Here is a 15012-nt window from a genome sequence, read left to right on the forward strand (position 1 = left end):
TATTTTCAGGCTGCGATAAAACACAAATCGCAGCCTGAAAACCATTCTAAATCCGCGCCACGCTGCTCACGCCTTTCACATCAGCCAGCGTTGCCAACACGCGTGGCAACTCGTTGATTTGGCGCACTTCCAGCGTAAAACGCATGCTCACTTCCAAATCGCGGCTGTGGGTTTGCACCGAAGTTACATTCAGCTTATGCCGCGCCAATGCGTCCGACACATCGCGCAGCAAACCACTTCTGTCTTGTGCGCGGATTTCAATATCCACAGCAAACATCTGATTTGCGTCCAATTCCGCCCAGCTTGCCGACAAAATTCTATCGGGCGATTGCTCGGCAAGGTGCAGCAAATCAGGGCAGCCTGAACGGTGAATCGACACGCCTTTGTCGCGCGTAACAAAGCCGACAATTTCATCAGGCGGCACAGGTTTGCAGCAGCGCGCCAAATTGGTCAGCAAACCGCCTTCGCCGTTTACCAGGACGCCATTTTGTCCGCCCGATTTGATTTTGGACTTTTTAATAATCGTGGTTTCGCTCACGGGTTCAGGCTGCGGTTCTACCAACGTGCCGCAGGCTTTTTGCACGGTGCGCGGTGTGATTTCGCCTTGTCCAATCGCCGTATATAAATCGTCCAACGTTTTGAAATTGAGTTTTTCGCACAATTTGCTCAAATTTGGTTTCAGGCTGCTTTTTGCCAACACTTTTTCAAACTGGTTTTTGCCCTCTTCGCGCACGGTTTCAGCGTTTTGTTGGCGAATGTAGGCGCGGATTTTGTTGATGGCTTTGGTTGATTTCACCCAGCCTTCATACAACCAACTTACAGACGGTTCGCCCTCTTTGGCGGTGATGATTTCCACGCGCTGTCCGTTTTCCAAAGGGGTGGACAGAGGAATAATTTTGCCGTCAATCTTTGCACCACGGCAGCGCGCGCCCAAATCCGTGTGAATGGCGTAGGCAAAATCAATCGCGGTTGAACCCACGGGCAGAGAAAATACTTTGCCTTTGGGCGATAAAACGTAAATCGTGTCGCTGAACAATTCGGTTTGAAACGCGGACGCTAAGTCTTCTTTGTCGCTTTCCGCCATGTTTTCGCGCCAGTCTAATAATTGGCGCAACCATGCGATTTTTTGTTCATATGCGCTGTCGCCTTTGCCGCCTTCTTTGTATCGCCAGTGCGCGGCAACGCCAAATTCGTTGAATTGGTGCATTTCAAAAGTGCGGATTTGCACTTCAATGCCTTTGTCTTCAGGACCGATAATCACGGTGTGCAAACTTTTGTAGCCGTTGGGTTTCGGGTTGGCGATGTAATCATCAAATTCGCCCGGAATCGGTTGCCATAAGCTGTGAACAATGCCGAGCGTGGAATAGCATTCTGGCACGGTGTTCACCAAAATCCGCACAGCACGAATGTCGTATAAACCGTCAAAATCCAGCTTTTTCTTTACCATTTTTTTGTAAATGGAATAAATGTGTTTGGGGCGACCCGCAACATCGTATTGAATGCCAATTTTGTCCATTTCGCTGCGAACGGTGTTCAGGAAATTTTCAATATATTCCAAGCGTTCCACGCGTTTTTCGTCCAATAATTTGGCGATGCGTTTATATTCTTCTGGGTTTTGGTGACGAAAACCTAAGTCTTCAAGCTGCCATTTGAGTTGCCACACGCCTAAGCGGTTGGCAAGCGGCGCGAACACGTCCAGCGTTTCTTGTGCGATGGCGCGTTTTTCGGGGTTGTCTGGCACATACGCCATATATTGCATGGTTCGCGTGCGCAAGGCGAGTTTGATTAACACAACGCGAATGTCGGACACCATGGCGAGCAACATTTTGCGCATGGTTTCGGATTTGGCGGCGCGTTCTTCGGGGGTTTTAGGGTTGTCGCTGCGAGCAAATTCGGTGAGTTCGTGAATCGTGCCGATGCCTTGTACCAGTTCAAAAATGGCGTTGCCGCATTGCTCGGTGATGATTTCGCCCCATGCCTCGGCTGCCAGTGGGGATTCTTTTTGTTTGGCAATCACGGGGAATTCGGATAGCACGGTGGCGGCTACGGCTTCAGGCAGCAAATCCATGTCGGCAACCATTTTGGCAGACGCTAAAACGTGCGTTAAAACGGGTTCGCCCATGAAATGGGTGCAGTTAGCGTAGTGTTTTTGGGCGTACGCTAGGGCATTTCGCAGTTGTTTTTGTGTGTTTTCAGGCTGCTTGCTGGTGTATGCTTCATAGTCTTGTAGGGCTTGTTGTAAGTCACTGATGTCGCTCATACGTTTGCTCCTGTTTTTTTGTTTAAAAGGTAAAAAAGCATTGTAACCTTATGTAAAGCAATGGGCTAGGGTTTTGCAGCCTGAAATCTTTGCGAAACTTGCGCAAGGTGGGATTTATCTCGCCAAAACAATAGCAAAATATCAGCACAATTTATTTTCAGGCTGCAAAATCGTTCAAAAATGGTGTGGGATAAATCCCACCTTATGAGTTTTGTAAAAATTGCAGCCTGAAAAATAAAGAAACCAATTAAACGAGCTTGTTTAATCGGTTTCTTTCAGGCTGCATTTATCGCAAAAACACCCATTCGTTTTCTGAAGACGCAGCGGCGTTGAATTGATAGCCATCCAAATTAAATTGCTTGAGCTGTTCAGCATCGGTAACGCCGTTTTGCGCGGCATGACGCACCATCAAGCCACGCGCGCGTTTGGCGTAAAACGAGATGATTTTATACACGCCATTTTTTTCGTCTTTAAAGACTGGTGTGATGATTCGCGCATTCAGTTTTTCAGGCTGCACAGCTTTGAAATATTCTTGTGAGGCTAGGTTCACAATGGTGTTTTCTTGCTTTTCGTGCAGCTCGGTGTTGATACGCTCAGTAATGCGGTTGCCCCAAAATTCATACAGATTTTTGCCACGTGAATTGGCAAGTGCGGTGCCCATTTCTAGGCGATACGGTTGCATTAAATCGAGTGGTTTCAGCAAGCCATATAAGCCTGAAAGCATGCGCAAATTTTGCTGTAAATATTGAATTTGCTCAGGTTTCAGGCTGCGTGCGTCTATGCCGTCGTACACATCGCCATTAAAAAGATACAGGGCTTGTTTGGCGTTTTCTGGGGTAAACGGGGGCTGCCAGACTTGGTTACGTTCCACATTCAGCAAGGCGATTTTGTCAGAAACGTGCATGAGTTTGGCGATGTCTTGCGGGGCGAGTGGTCGCACGTCTTGCATGAGAATTTCGGACTGTTCAAGCATTTCAGGCTGTGTGTATTGTGCTGGCAGCGTTTCTGCTTTTTCGTTGAGATTTTTGGCGGGAGAAATTAAAAAATACATATTATTCTTTCAGGCTGCCTGAATGGTCTGGTTGGTATTCTTCTGTTGGCTCTTCGTTTTTTTTGCTGTGTTTGGGCACGGTGGTTTTGGGGAACACGAAGTGCATTTTTAAGCCGTTGGGTTGCACGTTTTCGGCGAACAATTTGCCGCAGTGTTGTTCGGCAATGTGTTTGGTGATGGCTAAGCCTAAGCCAGTACCTGGTTTGTTCGCGCTGCTGTCGGCACGGTAAAACGCGGTGAAAATGTGTGGCAACTGGTCGGGTTTGACGCCTGGTCCGTTGTCAGTGATTTCCACGTGCAAGTTTTTGCGGTCTTCGTGCATTTGGATTTTGATGGTGCTGCCTTCTGGGCTGTAGTTCATGGCGTTGCGGATAACATTGTCGAAGGCGCGATATAAGTAGCTTTCATTGGCTTGCAATCGAGCTTCTTCTTTCAGGCTGCCTGTGTCTAATGTGATGTGGTGTCCGCGTTGTTCGGCAATGGCTTGGCTGTCTTCTACCAACTGTTCCATGAATGGGACGATAGGCAGCGGCTCTTTTTCCATTGCCATGTTGGCGGTTTCTAGGCGCGATAGGGTGAGCAATTCGCCGACTAGGTTATCCATGCGTGTGAGTTCGCTTTCCAGTTTGGCGATGTATTCGTTTTGCTTTTCTGGGCGGGCTTGCATTAAGCCTAACAGGGCTTGCAATCGGGCAAGCGGTGAGCGCATTTCGTGCGATACGTGGTGTAACAAATGGCGTTCTTTTTCAACAAGTTGTTGCAGTTGTGCTGCCATTCGGTCGAACTGAATGCCTAGACTGGCAAGTTCGTCTTTGCGGTCGTCTAACTGGTGTGAAACGCGCGTTGTCAGCTCGCCTGATGCTAGGCGGTTCATACCGTTTTCTAAAATGCTAATGGGCTTGGCGACGTTGTTGGCAATCAAGTAGGCAAGAGTTAAACCAATCACGAAAATCACGCCGACAACGATAAATTCATGCCAAATGGGGGCGACTGGTAAGCCAGGAATCATTAGCGTTGGCATGCGCTCTACTTTTGGCTGGTCGAAATGGCGCACGAACAGCAGGTATTCTTCGCCGAATGGGTCGTAATACACAAAAGCGAGTGTGGAATTGCGATTTTGCAGGGAATAATTGTAGGCTTGGTTGATTTCTTCTTCGCTGATTTTGCGATTCAAGATATTGTGTTTGCCGCGCCCTGAAATCACGATGATGTTTTTAGAAGCGGGTAAGTCTTCCCAGCGTTGAAATAGGCGACGCACACCATCTTCGCCTTGTGCTTGCAGGGTGATGAGTGTGTTGAGCAACAAGGTGCTTTCCATGTTTCGCATTTGGCGCGAGTGGGTTTCGCTCATGCGGGTTTGCACTGCCCACAAGCCAAAGCTGACAAAAAAGACGGTGCAGATGATAACGGTACAAAAGGTAAAAAAGACGCGTTGAAAGAGTTTCATAATGTTTCAGGCTGCCTGAAAAATAAAATCATAATGATACAAAAAATTCAGGCTGCCTGAAATACAAGCAGCCTGAAATTGATGAAGGAAAATTAGTTTTTAACAAACAAATAACCCAAACCGCGAACCGTTTGAATCAACGAAGCGTCGCCCAATTTGTGGCGAATGCTAGAAATATGCACGTCAATGCTGCGGTCGAATTTAGCCAATTTGCGGTCTAACGCTTCTTGAGACAAATTGTCTTTGCTCACAACCTGACCTGCGTGGCGCATCAACACTTCCAACAAGTTAAATTCAGTGCTGGTTAATTCCAAAGTATTGTCGCCAATCATCGCTTGGCGTTTTGATGGGAACAAGGTTACACCGCTTGCAGAAATGCTGTTACCAGCGTTTGCCGCTTCAGGTGCGGTTTGCGAACGGCGCAAAATCGCGTTGATACGCGCCAACAATTCGCGTGGTTGGCAAGGTTTTGGTACATAATCATCTGCACCCATTTCCAAGCCGATAATGCGGTCAATGTCATCGCCTTTAGCGGTCAGCATCAACACAGGGATTTTGCTTTGTGCGCGAACAGTTTTCAACACGTCCAAACCGTTCATTTTTGGCATCATAGAGTCCAACACCACAACATCGTACTCACTGCCATTGTTCAAGATTTCTTGAACACCGCTTTCGCCGTCAGGCATGCGATTCACTTCCAAACCTTCTGCTGTTAAGTATTCAGTCAGCAATTCGGTCAATTCATTATCATCATCTACCAATAACACGCGACTCATTCTGTTTTCCTTTAAATATCAGTGTTGAGAAAGAAAAGCTATCTTATCAGCATCGTCTTTACATTTCTAGCTGTTTGTTTAATGGTTTTGCGCTTTTTTCATATTTGGGCTCAGTCTTTACAATTTAAACCAATGAAAACACAAATAAATAGTAAAAAATGCCAACCCTTTATTTAAACGACTCTTTCACGAAATCACGCAAAGTAGCGCACAAGGCAGCCTGAAAAAATTTAAAAATGCAGCCTGAAAACCATTTTCTCAATTTTAAAGAACGTGGCGTTGCGCCGCCACACCCACGCTTCAAATTCGTGAAATGCAAAAATTTGCAGCCTGAAACTAAATTTATGACTGAAATTATCTGTAGTTTTCAGGCTGCGATTTGTTCCCATACGCCCTAAAATCGGTTATATTTACTCAAAAAAACATATTTTAACAAGGCAATCACAATGCACAATCAATACCCTACTCCAGCGTTTGAAAACAAAATCCTATCGCCCAAACAACTCGCGCAAAAATTAGCAGAATTGCCACGCCCTCTCGTGTTTACCAATGGCTGCTTTGATATTTTGCACCGTGGACACGTTACCTATTTAGCGCAAGCCCGAACATTGGGCGCGTGCATGATTTTAGCGTTGAACACAGATACGTCTGTGAAACGCCAAGGCAAAGGCGAAGACCGCCCGATTAACCCACTGGAAAACCGTGCCGCCGTTGCCGCCGCATTGGAAAGCGTGGATTTTGTAACGTGGTTTGATAGTGATACACCTGCGGATTTGATTGAACTCATCAAGCCAGATGTGTTGGTAAAAGGCGGCGATTGGCAGCCTGAAAATATTGTCGGCGCAAAAGAAACGCTGGCGCGTGGTGGCAGCGTTCACAGCATTCCGTTTTTGCACCAAACTTCTACTACAAAAACTTTAGCGAAAATTCGCGGCTGATTTGTGTTTTCAGGCTGCGATTAATGTAGGGTATGTGCGGTATGCACGCACCGATGAGGCTTTTCAAATGGTGCGTGAACACGTTCACACACCCTACAAGCCACTTTAATGCAGCCTGAAACCGTTACAGTCCTGCAATCAAAAGCGTGGGTATGGCGGCACAACGCCATGCAAACCGTTAAATTTAACAAAATGTAATTGCAGTCTGAAAACTATTTTTTAAGAAAGGAAAAATTTCATGTCCAAACAACCCTCGCTGCTCGGCGGCGCAATGATTATCACTGGAACGGTGGTGGGCGCAGGTATGCTCGCCAACCCCACAGCCACTTCAGGCGTGTGGTTTCTCGGCTCTTTGCTTGTGTTGTTGTACACATGGTTTTCCATGCTCACTTCAGGCTTGATGATTTTGGAAGTGAACACGCATTACCCTAGCGGCGCGAGCTTTGACACTTTAGTCCGTGATTTATTGGGCAAAGGCTGGAATATTGTGAACGGCATGGCGGTAGCATTTGTGTTGTATTTGCTTACTTACGCCTATATTTTCGTGGGCAGCAACTTAACTACAGCCGCGATTGGATTGAACCCTGCCGAAAATTTATGGGTGGGACAAATGGTGTTTTTCCTGATTTTTGCAGGCTGCGTGTGGTGGTCTGCGCGTGTGGTGGATAGATTTACTAGCGTGTTAATCGGCGGCATGATTTTGACGTTTATCTGGGCGACTAGCGGCTTGCTCAGCACCGCGAAAATACCTGTTTTGCTGGATTCTGCCGCGCCTGCCGACACGCGTTACTGGATTTATGCTGGCACGGCTTTACCTGTTTGCTTGGCTTCGTTTGGCTTTCATGGCAACGTGTCTAGCTTGTTCAAATATTTTGATGGCGATGCGCCGAAAGTGGCTCGTGCTTTGTGGATTGGGACGCTGATTGCGCTGGTGATTTATGCGCTATGGCAGTTGGCGATTCACGGTAATTTGCCGCGTTCTGCGTTTGCGCCTGTGATTGCGGCAGACGGCGATATTGGTGTGTTGATTGGCGAATTGTCTAAATTTGCCAGCACAGGCAGCATGGCGAAAATTCTTAGCTTTTTCTCTTACATGGCGATTGCGTCTTCATTCTTGGGCGTAACGCTGGGTTTGCTGGATTATCTGACGGATTTGTTTGGTTTTGATAACTCGCGCTCTGGTCGCAATAAAGCGGCGGCGATTACGTTCTTGCCGCCATTGGTGGCTTGCTTGCTGTTCCCGACTGGTTTTGTAACTGTGATTGGTTATGTGGGTTTGGCGGCAACTGTGTGGACGGGTTTAGTGCCTGCGTTGCTGTTGTACGCTTCGCGCAAAAAACACGGCTTGGGCAAAGGTTATCGCGTGTATGGCGGTACGGGTTTGGTGATTTGGGTGTTTGTGTTTGGGGTGATTAACATTTTGGCGCAGTTACTCAGCCGTGCGGATATTTTGCCGGTGTTTAAAGGATAGAAATAGTAGTGCCTTGCAGCATACCCTTTTATACCCAAATCAGAGATTTGGACAAAAAGGCAAAAGCAGCCTGAAAAATATTTTCAGGCTGCTTTTTTGTGTTCTATAGATAAAAAAATTCCAGCTAAAAAAGCTGGAATATAAAGAATGGTGCCGGCGGCAGGAATCGAACTCGCGACCCCCTGATTACAAGTCAGGTGCTCTACCAACTGAGCTACACCGGCCTTAAAGAAAGGATTATTTGGAATGGTGCCGGCGGCAGGAATCGAACTCGCGACCCCCTGATTACAAGTCAGGTGCTCTACCAACTGAGCTACACCGGCATTCCAAAGAAGAGAGAATTATGCTGTATTTTTTATTTTTTGACAAGACTTGTCTTACAAAAAATCAATAATTCATTATTTATAAAACACATTTATTTTTTCAGGCAGCCTGAAAAGGCACAAGCGAACCTTCTTGTACAGTCAAAACACGATTGAATTTAGTCGCCAATTCATCATCGTGCGTTACGACTACCAACGCCGTTCCCAATTCCGCCTGCAATTCCAACATCATATCCAGCACCACCCACGCATTTTTGCGGTCAAGGTTGCCAGTGGGTTCATCGGCAAGCAAGCATTTCGGATTATTCACCAACGCACGCGCAATCGCTGCACGCTGACGCTCGCCGCCCGACAATTCCGTTGGGCGATGTTCCATGCGTTTGCCCAAGCCTACTTTTTCCAACATCGTTGCCGCTTGTTCACGCGCTTGCGCTTTGGACATTTTGCCAATCAACAACGGCATCATCACATTTTCCAGCGCGGTAAATTCCGCCAGCAAATGATGGAATTGGTACACAAAACCCAAATATTGGTTGCGTAACTGTCCCAATTTCGCTTGCGATAAAGTGGCTAAATCATGCTCCATGAGCGAAATGCTGCCTGAAGTAGGCGTGTCCAAACCGCCTAAAATATGCAGCAACGTGGATTTACCGCTGCCTGAAGCCCCAATAATACTCACGCTTTCGCCAGCTTGAATTTGCACATTTAAATCATGCAAAACGTCCACATTCAGGCTGCCATCACGATACGTTTTGGCAACATTTTGGCAATCAATCACAGGAATATTATTCATAACGCAGAGCCTCCGCAGGTTGGGTACGCGCCGCGCGCCAACTTGGATAAAGTGTTGCAAGGAAAGACAAAGTCAGCGAAATACAAATCACGCTAATCACATCAGACGCGTGAATATCGCTCGGCAAATAGTCCAAAAAATACACTTTTGATGAAACCAATTTGCGCCCCATATTTTGCTCAATAAACGCGACAATTTTGCCCACGTTTGCCGCCAAAGCCAGCCCCAAAATCGTGCCGCTTGCTGTGCCGACTACGCCTGCCACCATGCCTTGTACCACAAACACTTTCATCACGCCGCGTGGTGACATGCCCAAAGTTCGCAAAATCGCAATATCAGATTGTTTTTCAGTAACCGCCATAACCAACGATGAAACCAAGTTGAACACAGCAACCAAAATAATGAACGCCAGCAACAAAGTCAGCAATCGTTTTTCCATTTCTACTGCGTTGAAATAACTGCGATTATTGTCCGTCCAGTTTTGCGCCCAAATGTTTAGGCGTTGGTTTTCAGACAGTAATTTTTCCATAACGGCAGGCGCGTTTTGTGGGTCTGCCAAACGCAAACGCAAGGAAATGGCAGCATCGTCCACGCGGAACAGTTTTTGCGCGTCTGCCATGTGAATCATCGCCATGCTGTTGTCCGCTTCGTCTGCGCCTGTTTTCACGATGCCGACAACGGTAAATTGTTTCAAGCGCGGCACAACACCAGCAGGAGTTACGTTGCCTTCTGGCGTAATCACGGTTACTTTGTTGCCGATTTCTGCGCCTAGGTTTTGCGCCAAACTTTCGCCCAGCACAATATCAAATTCATCGGGTTTTAAATCGTTCAGGCTGCCTGAAACAAGGTTATCTGCGTAATCCACCACTTTGCGTTCTTGGTCTGGCAAAATGCCGCGCAGCTGTATGCCTTGCACTTCGCCTTGGTTGGCGATTAAGCCTTGTCCCGCAATGTAAGGGGCTGTGGCAATCACGCCGTTTTTGCCGTCAAACATTTTTTGCAGGTCTTGCCATTTTTGGTTTTGCTCGCCATCGCCCATCATGTAGCCCACTTCAGCGTGGGGCGCAATGTTGAGCAATTTGCCGCGAATATCTTTTTGGAAACCGTTTACCACAGACAGCACGGTAATCAAAACAATCACGCCCAGCGCAATGCCGATAATGGAAATCAGCGAGATGAACGACATAAAGCCGCTCCGTTTTTTGGCGCGTAGATAACGCAGACCAATCCAAGTTTCTAATGTTGCCATTTTTTTGTATTGTGTTAAAAATAAAGAAAGGCGGATTATAGCAGCCTGAAAGATTTTCAGGCTGCATTGACGTATATCAATCATATTTAACGAGAATTTGCACATTTATTACGACAAGAATAAACTGATAATAGTTCTTACTCGTTTCAAAAAAGGAAAAATAAATGGAGAAATTCGAGTTACATAAACTGCCCAAAAACACCTTGGCAACCATTCAAACAATCGCGCCCAACCCAGAATTTGGCGAACTAGACGTGCAAGTCTCCCAACGCTTAACTGATTTGGGTTTCAACTCAGGCACGAGCATTCAAATCATTGCCACAGGCATTTTTGGCGTAGAACCTTACGCCGTTCGCTTGGACAATCAATCGCAATTTTCGCTGCGCCGAGCCGAAGCGAAAAAAATTTTGTGTTCCGTTTCTGAAGAAAAGGCAGCCTGAAAATGGCAACAGCACAATTTGCTTTAGTGGGCGCACCCAACTGCGGTAAAACTGTTTTATTCAATGGCTTAACAGGCGCAAACGCGAAAGTAGCGAACTACGCAGGCGTTACGGTGGACAAACGTTCAGGCAGCCTGAAAGGTGAACCCAACATCAAAATCATTGATTTACCTGGCACTTACAGCCTGCACACCACTAGCCCAAACGAAGAAGTTACCCGCGATGTGGTGCTAGGCAAACGCGACAAACGCCCAGACGCAATCATCGCCGTGGCAGACGCCACCAATTTACGCATGACGCTGCGCATGATTTTGGAACTGAAACAGCTCAACTTGCCCATGGTTGTGTCGCTGAACATGATTGATGTGGCGCAAGCGCGTGGGCTGAAATTGGACGTGGCGAAATTATCCGAAAAACTCGGCGTACCTGTATTGGCAACAGTGGCAATTCATTCACGCGACATTCAGGCTGTGCGCGATGAAATTGCCAAATTACCGCGACAAAATGGTCAAGTTACCGTCAATCAAGCGGATTTGCAGCAACACGCCGTTTCGCGGATAGACACGGAAAAACTGTACGCGCAAGTTGATGAAATCCTGAAAGACGTGGTTTTGCGCCCCATGCAGTTACCGAGTTGGCACACGAAATTAGACGCGTTATCGCTGCATTCATTGTTTGGCATTCCTGTTTTATTGCTGATTTTGCTGCTGGTTTTTCAGGCTGTGTACGCATGGTCTGCGCCTGTAATGGACAGGATTGAAGGCGCGTTTGGTTGGCTGGGCGAACAAGTCGCCACCAAAATGCTTGAAGGCGTGTTGAACGATTTGATTGTGAACGGCGTGATTGCTGGCGTGGGCGGCGTGTTGGTTTTCCTGCCGCAAATTACGATTTTGTTCGCGTTTATTTTGCTGCTGGAAGACTCAGGTTATTTGCCACGCGCCGCATTTATGTTGGACAACGTGTTGGCAAAAAGCGGTTTATCAGGACGCGCGTTTATCCCACTACTCTCCAGTTTCGCGTGTGCCGTGCCAGCCGTGATGTCCGCACGAACCATCAGCGACCCGCGTGAACGCTTGGTTACGATTGCGATTGCGCCCATGCTGACTTGCTCGGCGCGGTTGCCTGTTTACGCCTTGATTATCGGCGCAATTATTCCCGAGCAAACCGTTTGGGGCGTGTTCAATCTGCAAGGGCTCACGCTGTTTGGGTTGTACGTTTTCGGGATTGTATCAGCAGGTTTAACCGCGTATGTGATGAAACGCTTGGCACGCCGACAAGGCAACGTGCAACAATTTCCATTGCTAATGGAATTGCCGACTTTCCGCACACCCAACTTGCGCCACATTTTGCGTTCATTGTGGGAACGCGTGGCAGCGTTTTTGAAACGCGCTGGCACGGTGATTTTTGCGCTGAGCGTGATTTTGTGGGCTTTGACCACGTTCCCAGCCGCCCCAGAAGGCGCAACGGGCGCAGCGATTGATTATAGTTTTGCGGGTATGTTGGGACGCGCCATTCAGCCGATTTTTGCGCCGATTGGCTTCACTTGGCAGATGTGCATTGCCATGATTCCTGGTATGGCAGCGCGTGAAGTGGTGGTAGCGGCGCTGGGTACGGTGTACGCAGTTGAAGCGGCTGATGAAGATGCGATTCAAAATGCGCTGTCTCCGATTGTGGCGCAAGATTGGGGCTTGGCAACTGCATTTGCGTTTTTAGCGTGGTATGTGTTCGCGCCGATGTGTTTGGCAACGCTCGCTGTGATTAAACGGGAAACCAATTCTGCGAAGAAAACTTGGTTGATTACGGGTTATCTCTTTGCTTTGGCTTACTTTTTTGCCTTTGTGGCTTATCATATTACTTCATGGGTGCAATCATGATTCAGGAAATTATTGTCGGTGCTATCGTGTTGGCGGCGGTGGCTTTTGTGGTGCGGAAATATTTTTGGAAAAGCAAAAAGGCTTCAGGCGGCTGTGGGAACTGCGGTGGGTGTGATAAGGGGAGTTGTTCTTGAGTAACCAAGTTTTCAGGCTGCGATTGTTTGATTGCAGCCTGAAAAACAAAAAGAGCAGAAATGATTTCTGCCCTTTCTTTATTATGCACCGTGATTCGTGTGTTTTTTCACCAACGCATCTAATTCACCGCTTTGTTTCAAATCTGCAATACCTGCGTTGATTTTGTTTACCAAGTCAGGTTTATCTTTGCTCACCATCAACGTCATAGCAAAACTTTCTTCTGTTTGACCCGCGTGGTTGTAGTCCACAATATTAAAAGTATAAGATTTCAAAGTGTCGCCTTTGGAATAGTATTTCAAAACTGAGCAGTCCCCTACCGCTGCATCCGCCTTGTCTTTTACCAAAGCAGTTAAAGTCAAAAAGCTGGTTTTTTCCATGCTGATTTTTTCAGCAGGTATACCATTCGCTTTCATAACTTCCTCTTTCATTGTTTCATCATCGGCTACAGTTACCCGACCTTTTGTCCAATCAGGCAATTTTTTATCATGCAGCGTCGCCACACAGTCACCCGAATGCATATAGGTGCTAGTTGGCACAACCACGCTGGTATCAGCTTCATCGACCGCTGTCCCCATTGCTATCACATCAAATGTTTTATTTTTAACGTCTTGATAAGCTTTGCTCCAAACTGTGGTATTAAATTCCACTTTAAATCCCTGTTTCTCAGCCACTTTTTGCAACAACTCCACTTCAATCCCTTGTGCTTTTTGGCTTTCATAGAAAGAAAACGGACGATAATCGCCAGAAATCGCTACTTTCACCACTGAAGCATCTGTTGCTGTAGGTGCTGCTGAAGGCGTTGCTGAAGACGTTGCTTCAGGGGTTGATTTTGCAGGGGTTTCAGTTTTCGCAGCCTCTTGATTGGAACAAGCCACCAATAATGCCAAAGCTAAAACGCTTAATTGAGTACGAATAGTAGTTTTCATTTTTTATTTCTCGTTATATTCTCTAAGACTTGATAAATCGTTCTCTTAAATGAAGATTTCTTATTGTTTGGTCGTTTGCCCACGCCATGAAATTATCAGCTAAGGTAACAATAAAATCATTCTACGCCTGAAAGTTTTTAATTTTCTAGACGCAAGTCAAATATTGTTAAAGTTTGTAGATTTATTGTATCTAATTTATATAAATACGTATTTTCTTTTTAGATTATGCCTATAAATTGCAGCCTGAAAAATATTTGCGCCTAAATTTTGAACGCAGTACACTTCACTACATCTCACTACAAAGGACAAACCCATGCAAACCTTAAACCAATATCTGCAACAACAAACCGCCCCTGCCGAACTCATCAGCACCTTGCAAACCATTATTTCAGGCTGCAAAACCATCAGCCAAAACGTCCGCTTGGGCGCATTGGCTGGCGTATTGGGCGAAGCTGGCACAGGTAACGTGCAAGGCGAAGCGCAGAAAAAATTAGACCTGATTGCCAACCAAACGCTGATTGACGCGCTGCGCCAAAACCCAAACGTGGCAGGTTTAGCCAGCGAAGAAGAAGACACCTTTGTTGCTGCCAACGAATCGGGCAAATATTTGGTTTTGTTTGACCCGTTAGACGGTTCGTCCAATATTGATGTAAACATTTCTATTGGCACGATTTTTTCTGTTTTAGCCAAACCAGAAGGCAGCCTGAAAACCGAAAGTTTCTTGCAAAAAGGCAGCGAGCAAGTCGCCGCAGGATATGTATTGTATGGCGTGCAAACGCTACTGGTTTTCACGCTGAAACGCGGTGTAGTCGGCTTCACACTGAACAAACAAGGCGAATTTGTGCTGACCCACCCTACTCTAGCCATTCCCAAACAAACCGCTGAATTTGCCATTAATGCATCTAACCAACGCCATTGGGAAGCGCCTGTTCAGCAATACATCGGCGAATTGTTGGCTGGCAAAGACGGTGTGCGTGGCAAAAATTACAATATGCGCTGGGTTGCCAGCATGGTGGCGGAAGTGCATCGGATTTTGGTGCGCGGCGGCGTGTTCCTGTATCCCAAAGATGGGCGAGACCCGAGCAAGGCGGGCAAATTGCGTTTGATGTATGAAGCCAATCCGATGAGTTTACTGGTGGAACAGGCTGGCGGTGCGGCGAATAATGTGCGTGAAGAGATTTTGTCGATTTGCCCAACAGGGTTGCATCAGCGTATTGCGGTGGTGTTGGGTAGCAAAGAAGAAGTGGAATATGTGAAGGAATTGCACAAATAAGAAAAAGCAGCCTGAAAATGTTTTCAGGCTGCTTTTCAATTGTATAGTGAATTAAA

Annotated in this window: 15 protein-coding genes and 2 tRNA genes; 7 read left to right on the forward strand and 10 right to left on the reverse strand. The window is 46.8% G+C overall.

Features of this window, described 5'->3' with window-relative positions; genetic code table 11:
• Positions 1–46: 46 nt before the first annotated feature.
• From QEO93_RS06030 to QEO93_RS06040, 3 genes are all read right to left on the reverse strand, one after another.
• Positions 47–2260 carry a RelA/SpoT family protein gene (locus tag QEO93_RS06030; RefSeq protein WP_085815653.1) on the reverse strand — a complete coding sequence of 738 codons (2214 nt, stop codon included), beginning with the start codon at positions 2258–2260 and terminating at the stop codon, positions 47–49.
• 286 nt (positions 2261–2546) lie between these two features.
• A complete protein-coding gene (yaaA, locus tag QEO93_RS06035) occupies positions 2547–3311 on the reverse strand; it encodes a peroxide stress protein YaaA (protein ID WP_032137227.1) in 765 nt (254 codons plus the stop codon).
• Position 3312: 1 nt separating this feature from the next.
• Complete coding sequence (locus QEO93_RS06040; protein WP_245190649.1) at positions 3313–4716, reverse strand: sensor histidine kinase; 1404 nt, start codon at positions 4714–4716, stop codon at positions 3313–3315.
• Between QEO93_RS06040 and QEO93_RS06045 the strand changes: the two genes are divergently transcribed.
• Positions 4648–4818, forward strand: coding sequence for a hypothetical protein (locus QEO93_RS06045; RefSeq protein ID WP_245190650.1), 171 nt, complete (start codon positions 4648–4650; stop codon positions 4816–4818). The two genes, QEO93_RS06040 and QEO93_RS06045, sit on opposite strands and share 69 nt — an antisense overlap.
• A gap of 32 nt (positions 4819–4850) precedes the next feature.
• On the opposite strand, the gene QEO93_RS06050 is transcribed toward QEO93_RS06045, so the two are convergent.
• Both QEO93_RS06050 and QEO93_RS06055 read right to left on the reverse strand, forming a co-directional pair.
• Positions 4851–5534, reverse strand: coding sequence for a response regulator transcription factor (locus QEO93_RS06050; protein ID WP_032137228.1), 684 nt, complete (start codon positions 5532–5534; stop codon positions 4851–4853).
• A 230-nt stretch (positions 5535–5764) separates the two neighbouring features.
• A complete protein-coding gene (locus tag QEO93_RS06055; RefSeq protein ID WP_157686313.1) occupies positions 5765–5923 on the reverse strand; it encodes a hypothetical protein in 159 nt (52 codons plus the stop codon).
• Positions 5924–5980: 57 nt separating this feature from the next.
• Here QEO93_RS06055 and rfaE2 point away from each other — a divergent pair, with 57 nt between their 5' ends.
• Together rfaE2 and QEO93_RS06065 are read left to right on the forward strand one after the other, a co-directional pair.
• Positions 5981–6472, forward strand: coding sequence for a D-glycero-beta-D-manno-heptose 1-phosphate adenylyltransferase (gene rfaE2 / locus QEO93_RS06060; RefSeq protein ID WP_085815654.1), 492 nt, complete (start codon positions 5981–5983; stop codon positions 6470–6472).
• A gap of 238 nt (positions 6473–6710) precedes the next feature.
• Positions 6711–7943, forward strand: coding sequence for an aromatic amino acid transporter (locus QEO93_RS06065; protein ID WP_032137230.1), 1233 nt, complete (start codon positions 6711–6713; stop codon positions 7941–7943).
• 148 nt (positions 7944–8091) lie between these two features.
• On the opposite strand, the gene QEO93_RS06070 is transcribed toward QEO93_RS06065, so the two are convergent.
• From QEO93_RS06070 to QEO93_RS06085, 4 genes are all read right to left on the reverse strand, one after another.
• A tRNA-Thr gene (locus tag QEO93_RS06070) sits at positions 8092–8167 on the reverse strand.
• Between the two features lie 23 nt (positions 8168–8190).
• Positions 8191–8266: transfer RNA gene (locus QEO93_RS06075), tRNA-Thr, on the reverse strand.
• Positions 8267–8366: 100 nt separating this feature from the next.
• The gene (lolD, locus tag QEO93_RS06080; RefSeq protein ID WP_032137231.1) at positions 8367–9059 is read right to left on the reverse strand and encodes a lipoprotein-releasing ABC transporter ATP-binding protein LolD; all 693 of its coding nucleotides are present in this window, start codon (positions 9057–9059) and stop codon (positions 8367–8369) included.
• Complete coding sequence (locus tag QEO93_RS06085) at positions 9052–10308, reverse strand: lipoprotein-releasing ABC transporter permease subunit (protein WP_032137290.1); 1257 nt, start codon at positions 10306–10308, stop codon at positions 9052–9054. The genes lolD and QEO93_RS06085 overlap by 8 nt, the downstream gene beginning before the upstream one ends.
• Before the next feature lie 164 nt (positions 10309–10472).
• Here QEO93_RS06085 and QEO93_RS06090 point away from each other — a divergent pair, with 164 nt between their 5' ends.
• Genes QEO93_RS06090 through QEO93_RS06100 form a run of 3 tightly spaced genes read left to right on the forward strand, consistent with a single transcriptional unit; the run spans position 10473 to position 12756 of the window.
• Positions 10473–10748 (forward strand): FeoA family protein, encoded by a 276-nt coding sequence (locus QEO93_RS06090; protein WP_085815655.1) that lies wholly within the window; start codon positions 10473–10475, stop codon positions 10746–10748.
• 2 nt (positions 10749–10750) lie between these two features.
• Positions 10751–12622 carry a ferrous iron transporter B gene (gene feoB, locus QEO93_RS06095; RefSeq protein ID WP_085815656.1) on the forward strand — a complete coding sequence of 624 codons (1872 nt, stop codon included), beginning with the start codon at positions 10751–10753 and terminating at the stop codon, positions 12620–12622.
• A complete protein-coding gene (locus QEO93_RS06100; protein WP_143445763.1) occupies positions 12619–12756 on the forward strand; it encodes a FeoB-associated Cys-rich membrane protein in 138 nt (45 codons plus the stop codon). Before feoB ends, QEO93_RS06100 begins: the two co-directional genes overlap by 4 nt.
• Before the next feature lie 81 nt (positions 12757–12837).
• Here QEO93_RS06100 and QEO93_RS06105 read toward each other — a convergent pair whose 3' ends face one another.
• On the reverse strand, positions 12838–13683 hold the full coding sequence (locus tag QEO93_RS06105; protein ID WP_085815658.1) for a substrate-binding periplasmic protein: 846 nt from the start codon (positions 13681–13683) through the stop codon (positions 12838–12840).
• Between the two features lie 313 nt (positions 13684–13996).
• Here QEO93_RS06105 and QEO93_RS06110 point away from each other — a divergent pair, with 313 nt between their 5' ends.
• Complete coding sequence (locus tag QEO93_RS06110; RefSeq protein WP_032137235.1) at positions 13997–14956, forward strand: class 1 fructose-bisphosphatase; 960 nt, start codon at positions 13997–13999, stop codon at positions 14954–14956.
• Positions 14957–15012: the final 56 nt, after the last annotated feature.

The sequence above is a fragment of the Kingella negevensis genome (genome assembly GCF_030177895.1).
Classification (GTDB): Bacteria; Pseudomonadota; Gammaproteobacteria; order Burkholderiales; family Neisseriaceae; genus Kingella_C; species Kingella_C negevensis.

Excerpts from the sequence above, each read along its gene's own strand:
- lolD (WP_032137231.1), bottom strand. The coding sequence starts at position 9,059 with ATGAATAATATTCCTGTGATTGATTGCCAAAATGTTGCCAAAACGTAT.
- yaaA (WP_032137227.1), bottom strand. The coding sequence starts at position 3,311 with ATGTATTTTTTAATTTCTCCCGCCAAAAATCTCAACGAAAAAGCAGAA.
- QEO93_RS06100 (WP_143445763.1), top strand. The coding sequence starts at position 12,619 with ATGATTCAGGAAATTATTGTCGGTGCTATCGTGTTGGCGGCGGTGGCT.
- feoB (WP_085815656.1), top strand. The coding sequence starts at position 10,751 with ATGGCAACAGCACAATTTGCTTTAGTGGGCGCACCCAACTGCGGTAAA.
- QEO93_RS06105 (WP_085815658.1), bottom strand. The coding sequence starts at position 13,683 with ATGAAAACTACTATTCGTACTCAATTAAGCGTTTTAGCTTTGGCATTA.
- QEO93_RS06055 (WP_157686313.1), bottom strand. The coding sequence starts at position 5,923 with ATGGGAACAAATCGCAGCCTGAAAACTACAGATAATTTCAGTCATAAA.
- QEO93_RS06090 (WP_085815655.1), top strand. The coding sequence starts at position 10,473 with ATGGAGAAATTCGAGTTACATAAACTGCCCAAAAACACCTTGGCAACC.
- QEO93_RS06065 (WP_032137230.1), top strand. The coding sequence starts at position 6,711 with ATGTCCAAACAACCCTCGCTGCTCGGCGGCGCAATGATTATCACTGGA.
- rfaE2 (WP_085815654.1), top strand. The coding sequence starts at position 5,981 with ATGCACAATCAATACCCTACTCCAGCGTTTGAAAACAAAATCCTATCG.
- QEO93_RS06050 (WP_032137228.1), bottom strand. The coding sequence starts at position 5,534 with ATGAGTCGCGTGTTATTGGTAGATGATGATAATGAATTGACCGAATTG.
- QEO93_RS06030 (WP_085815653.1), bottom strand. The coding sequence starts at position 2,260 with ATGAGCGACATCAGTGACTTACAACAAGCCCTACAAGACTATGAAGCA.
- QEO93_RS06110 (WP_032137235.1), top strand. The coding sequence starts at position 13,997 with ATGCAAACCTTAAACCAATATCTGCAACAACAAACCGCCCCTGCCGAA.
- QEO93_RS06085 (WP_032137290.1), bottom strand. The coding sequence starts at position 10,308 with ATGGCAACATTAGAAACTTGGATTGGTCTGCGTTATCTACGCGCCAAA.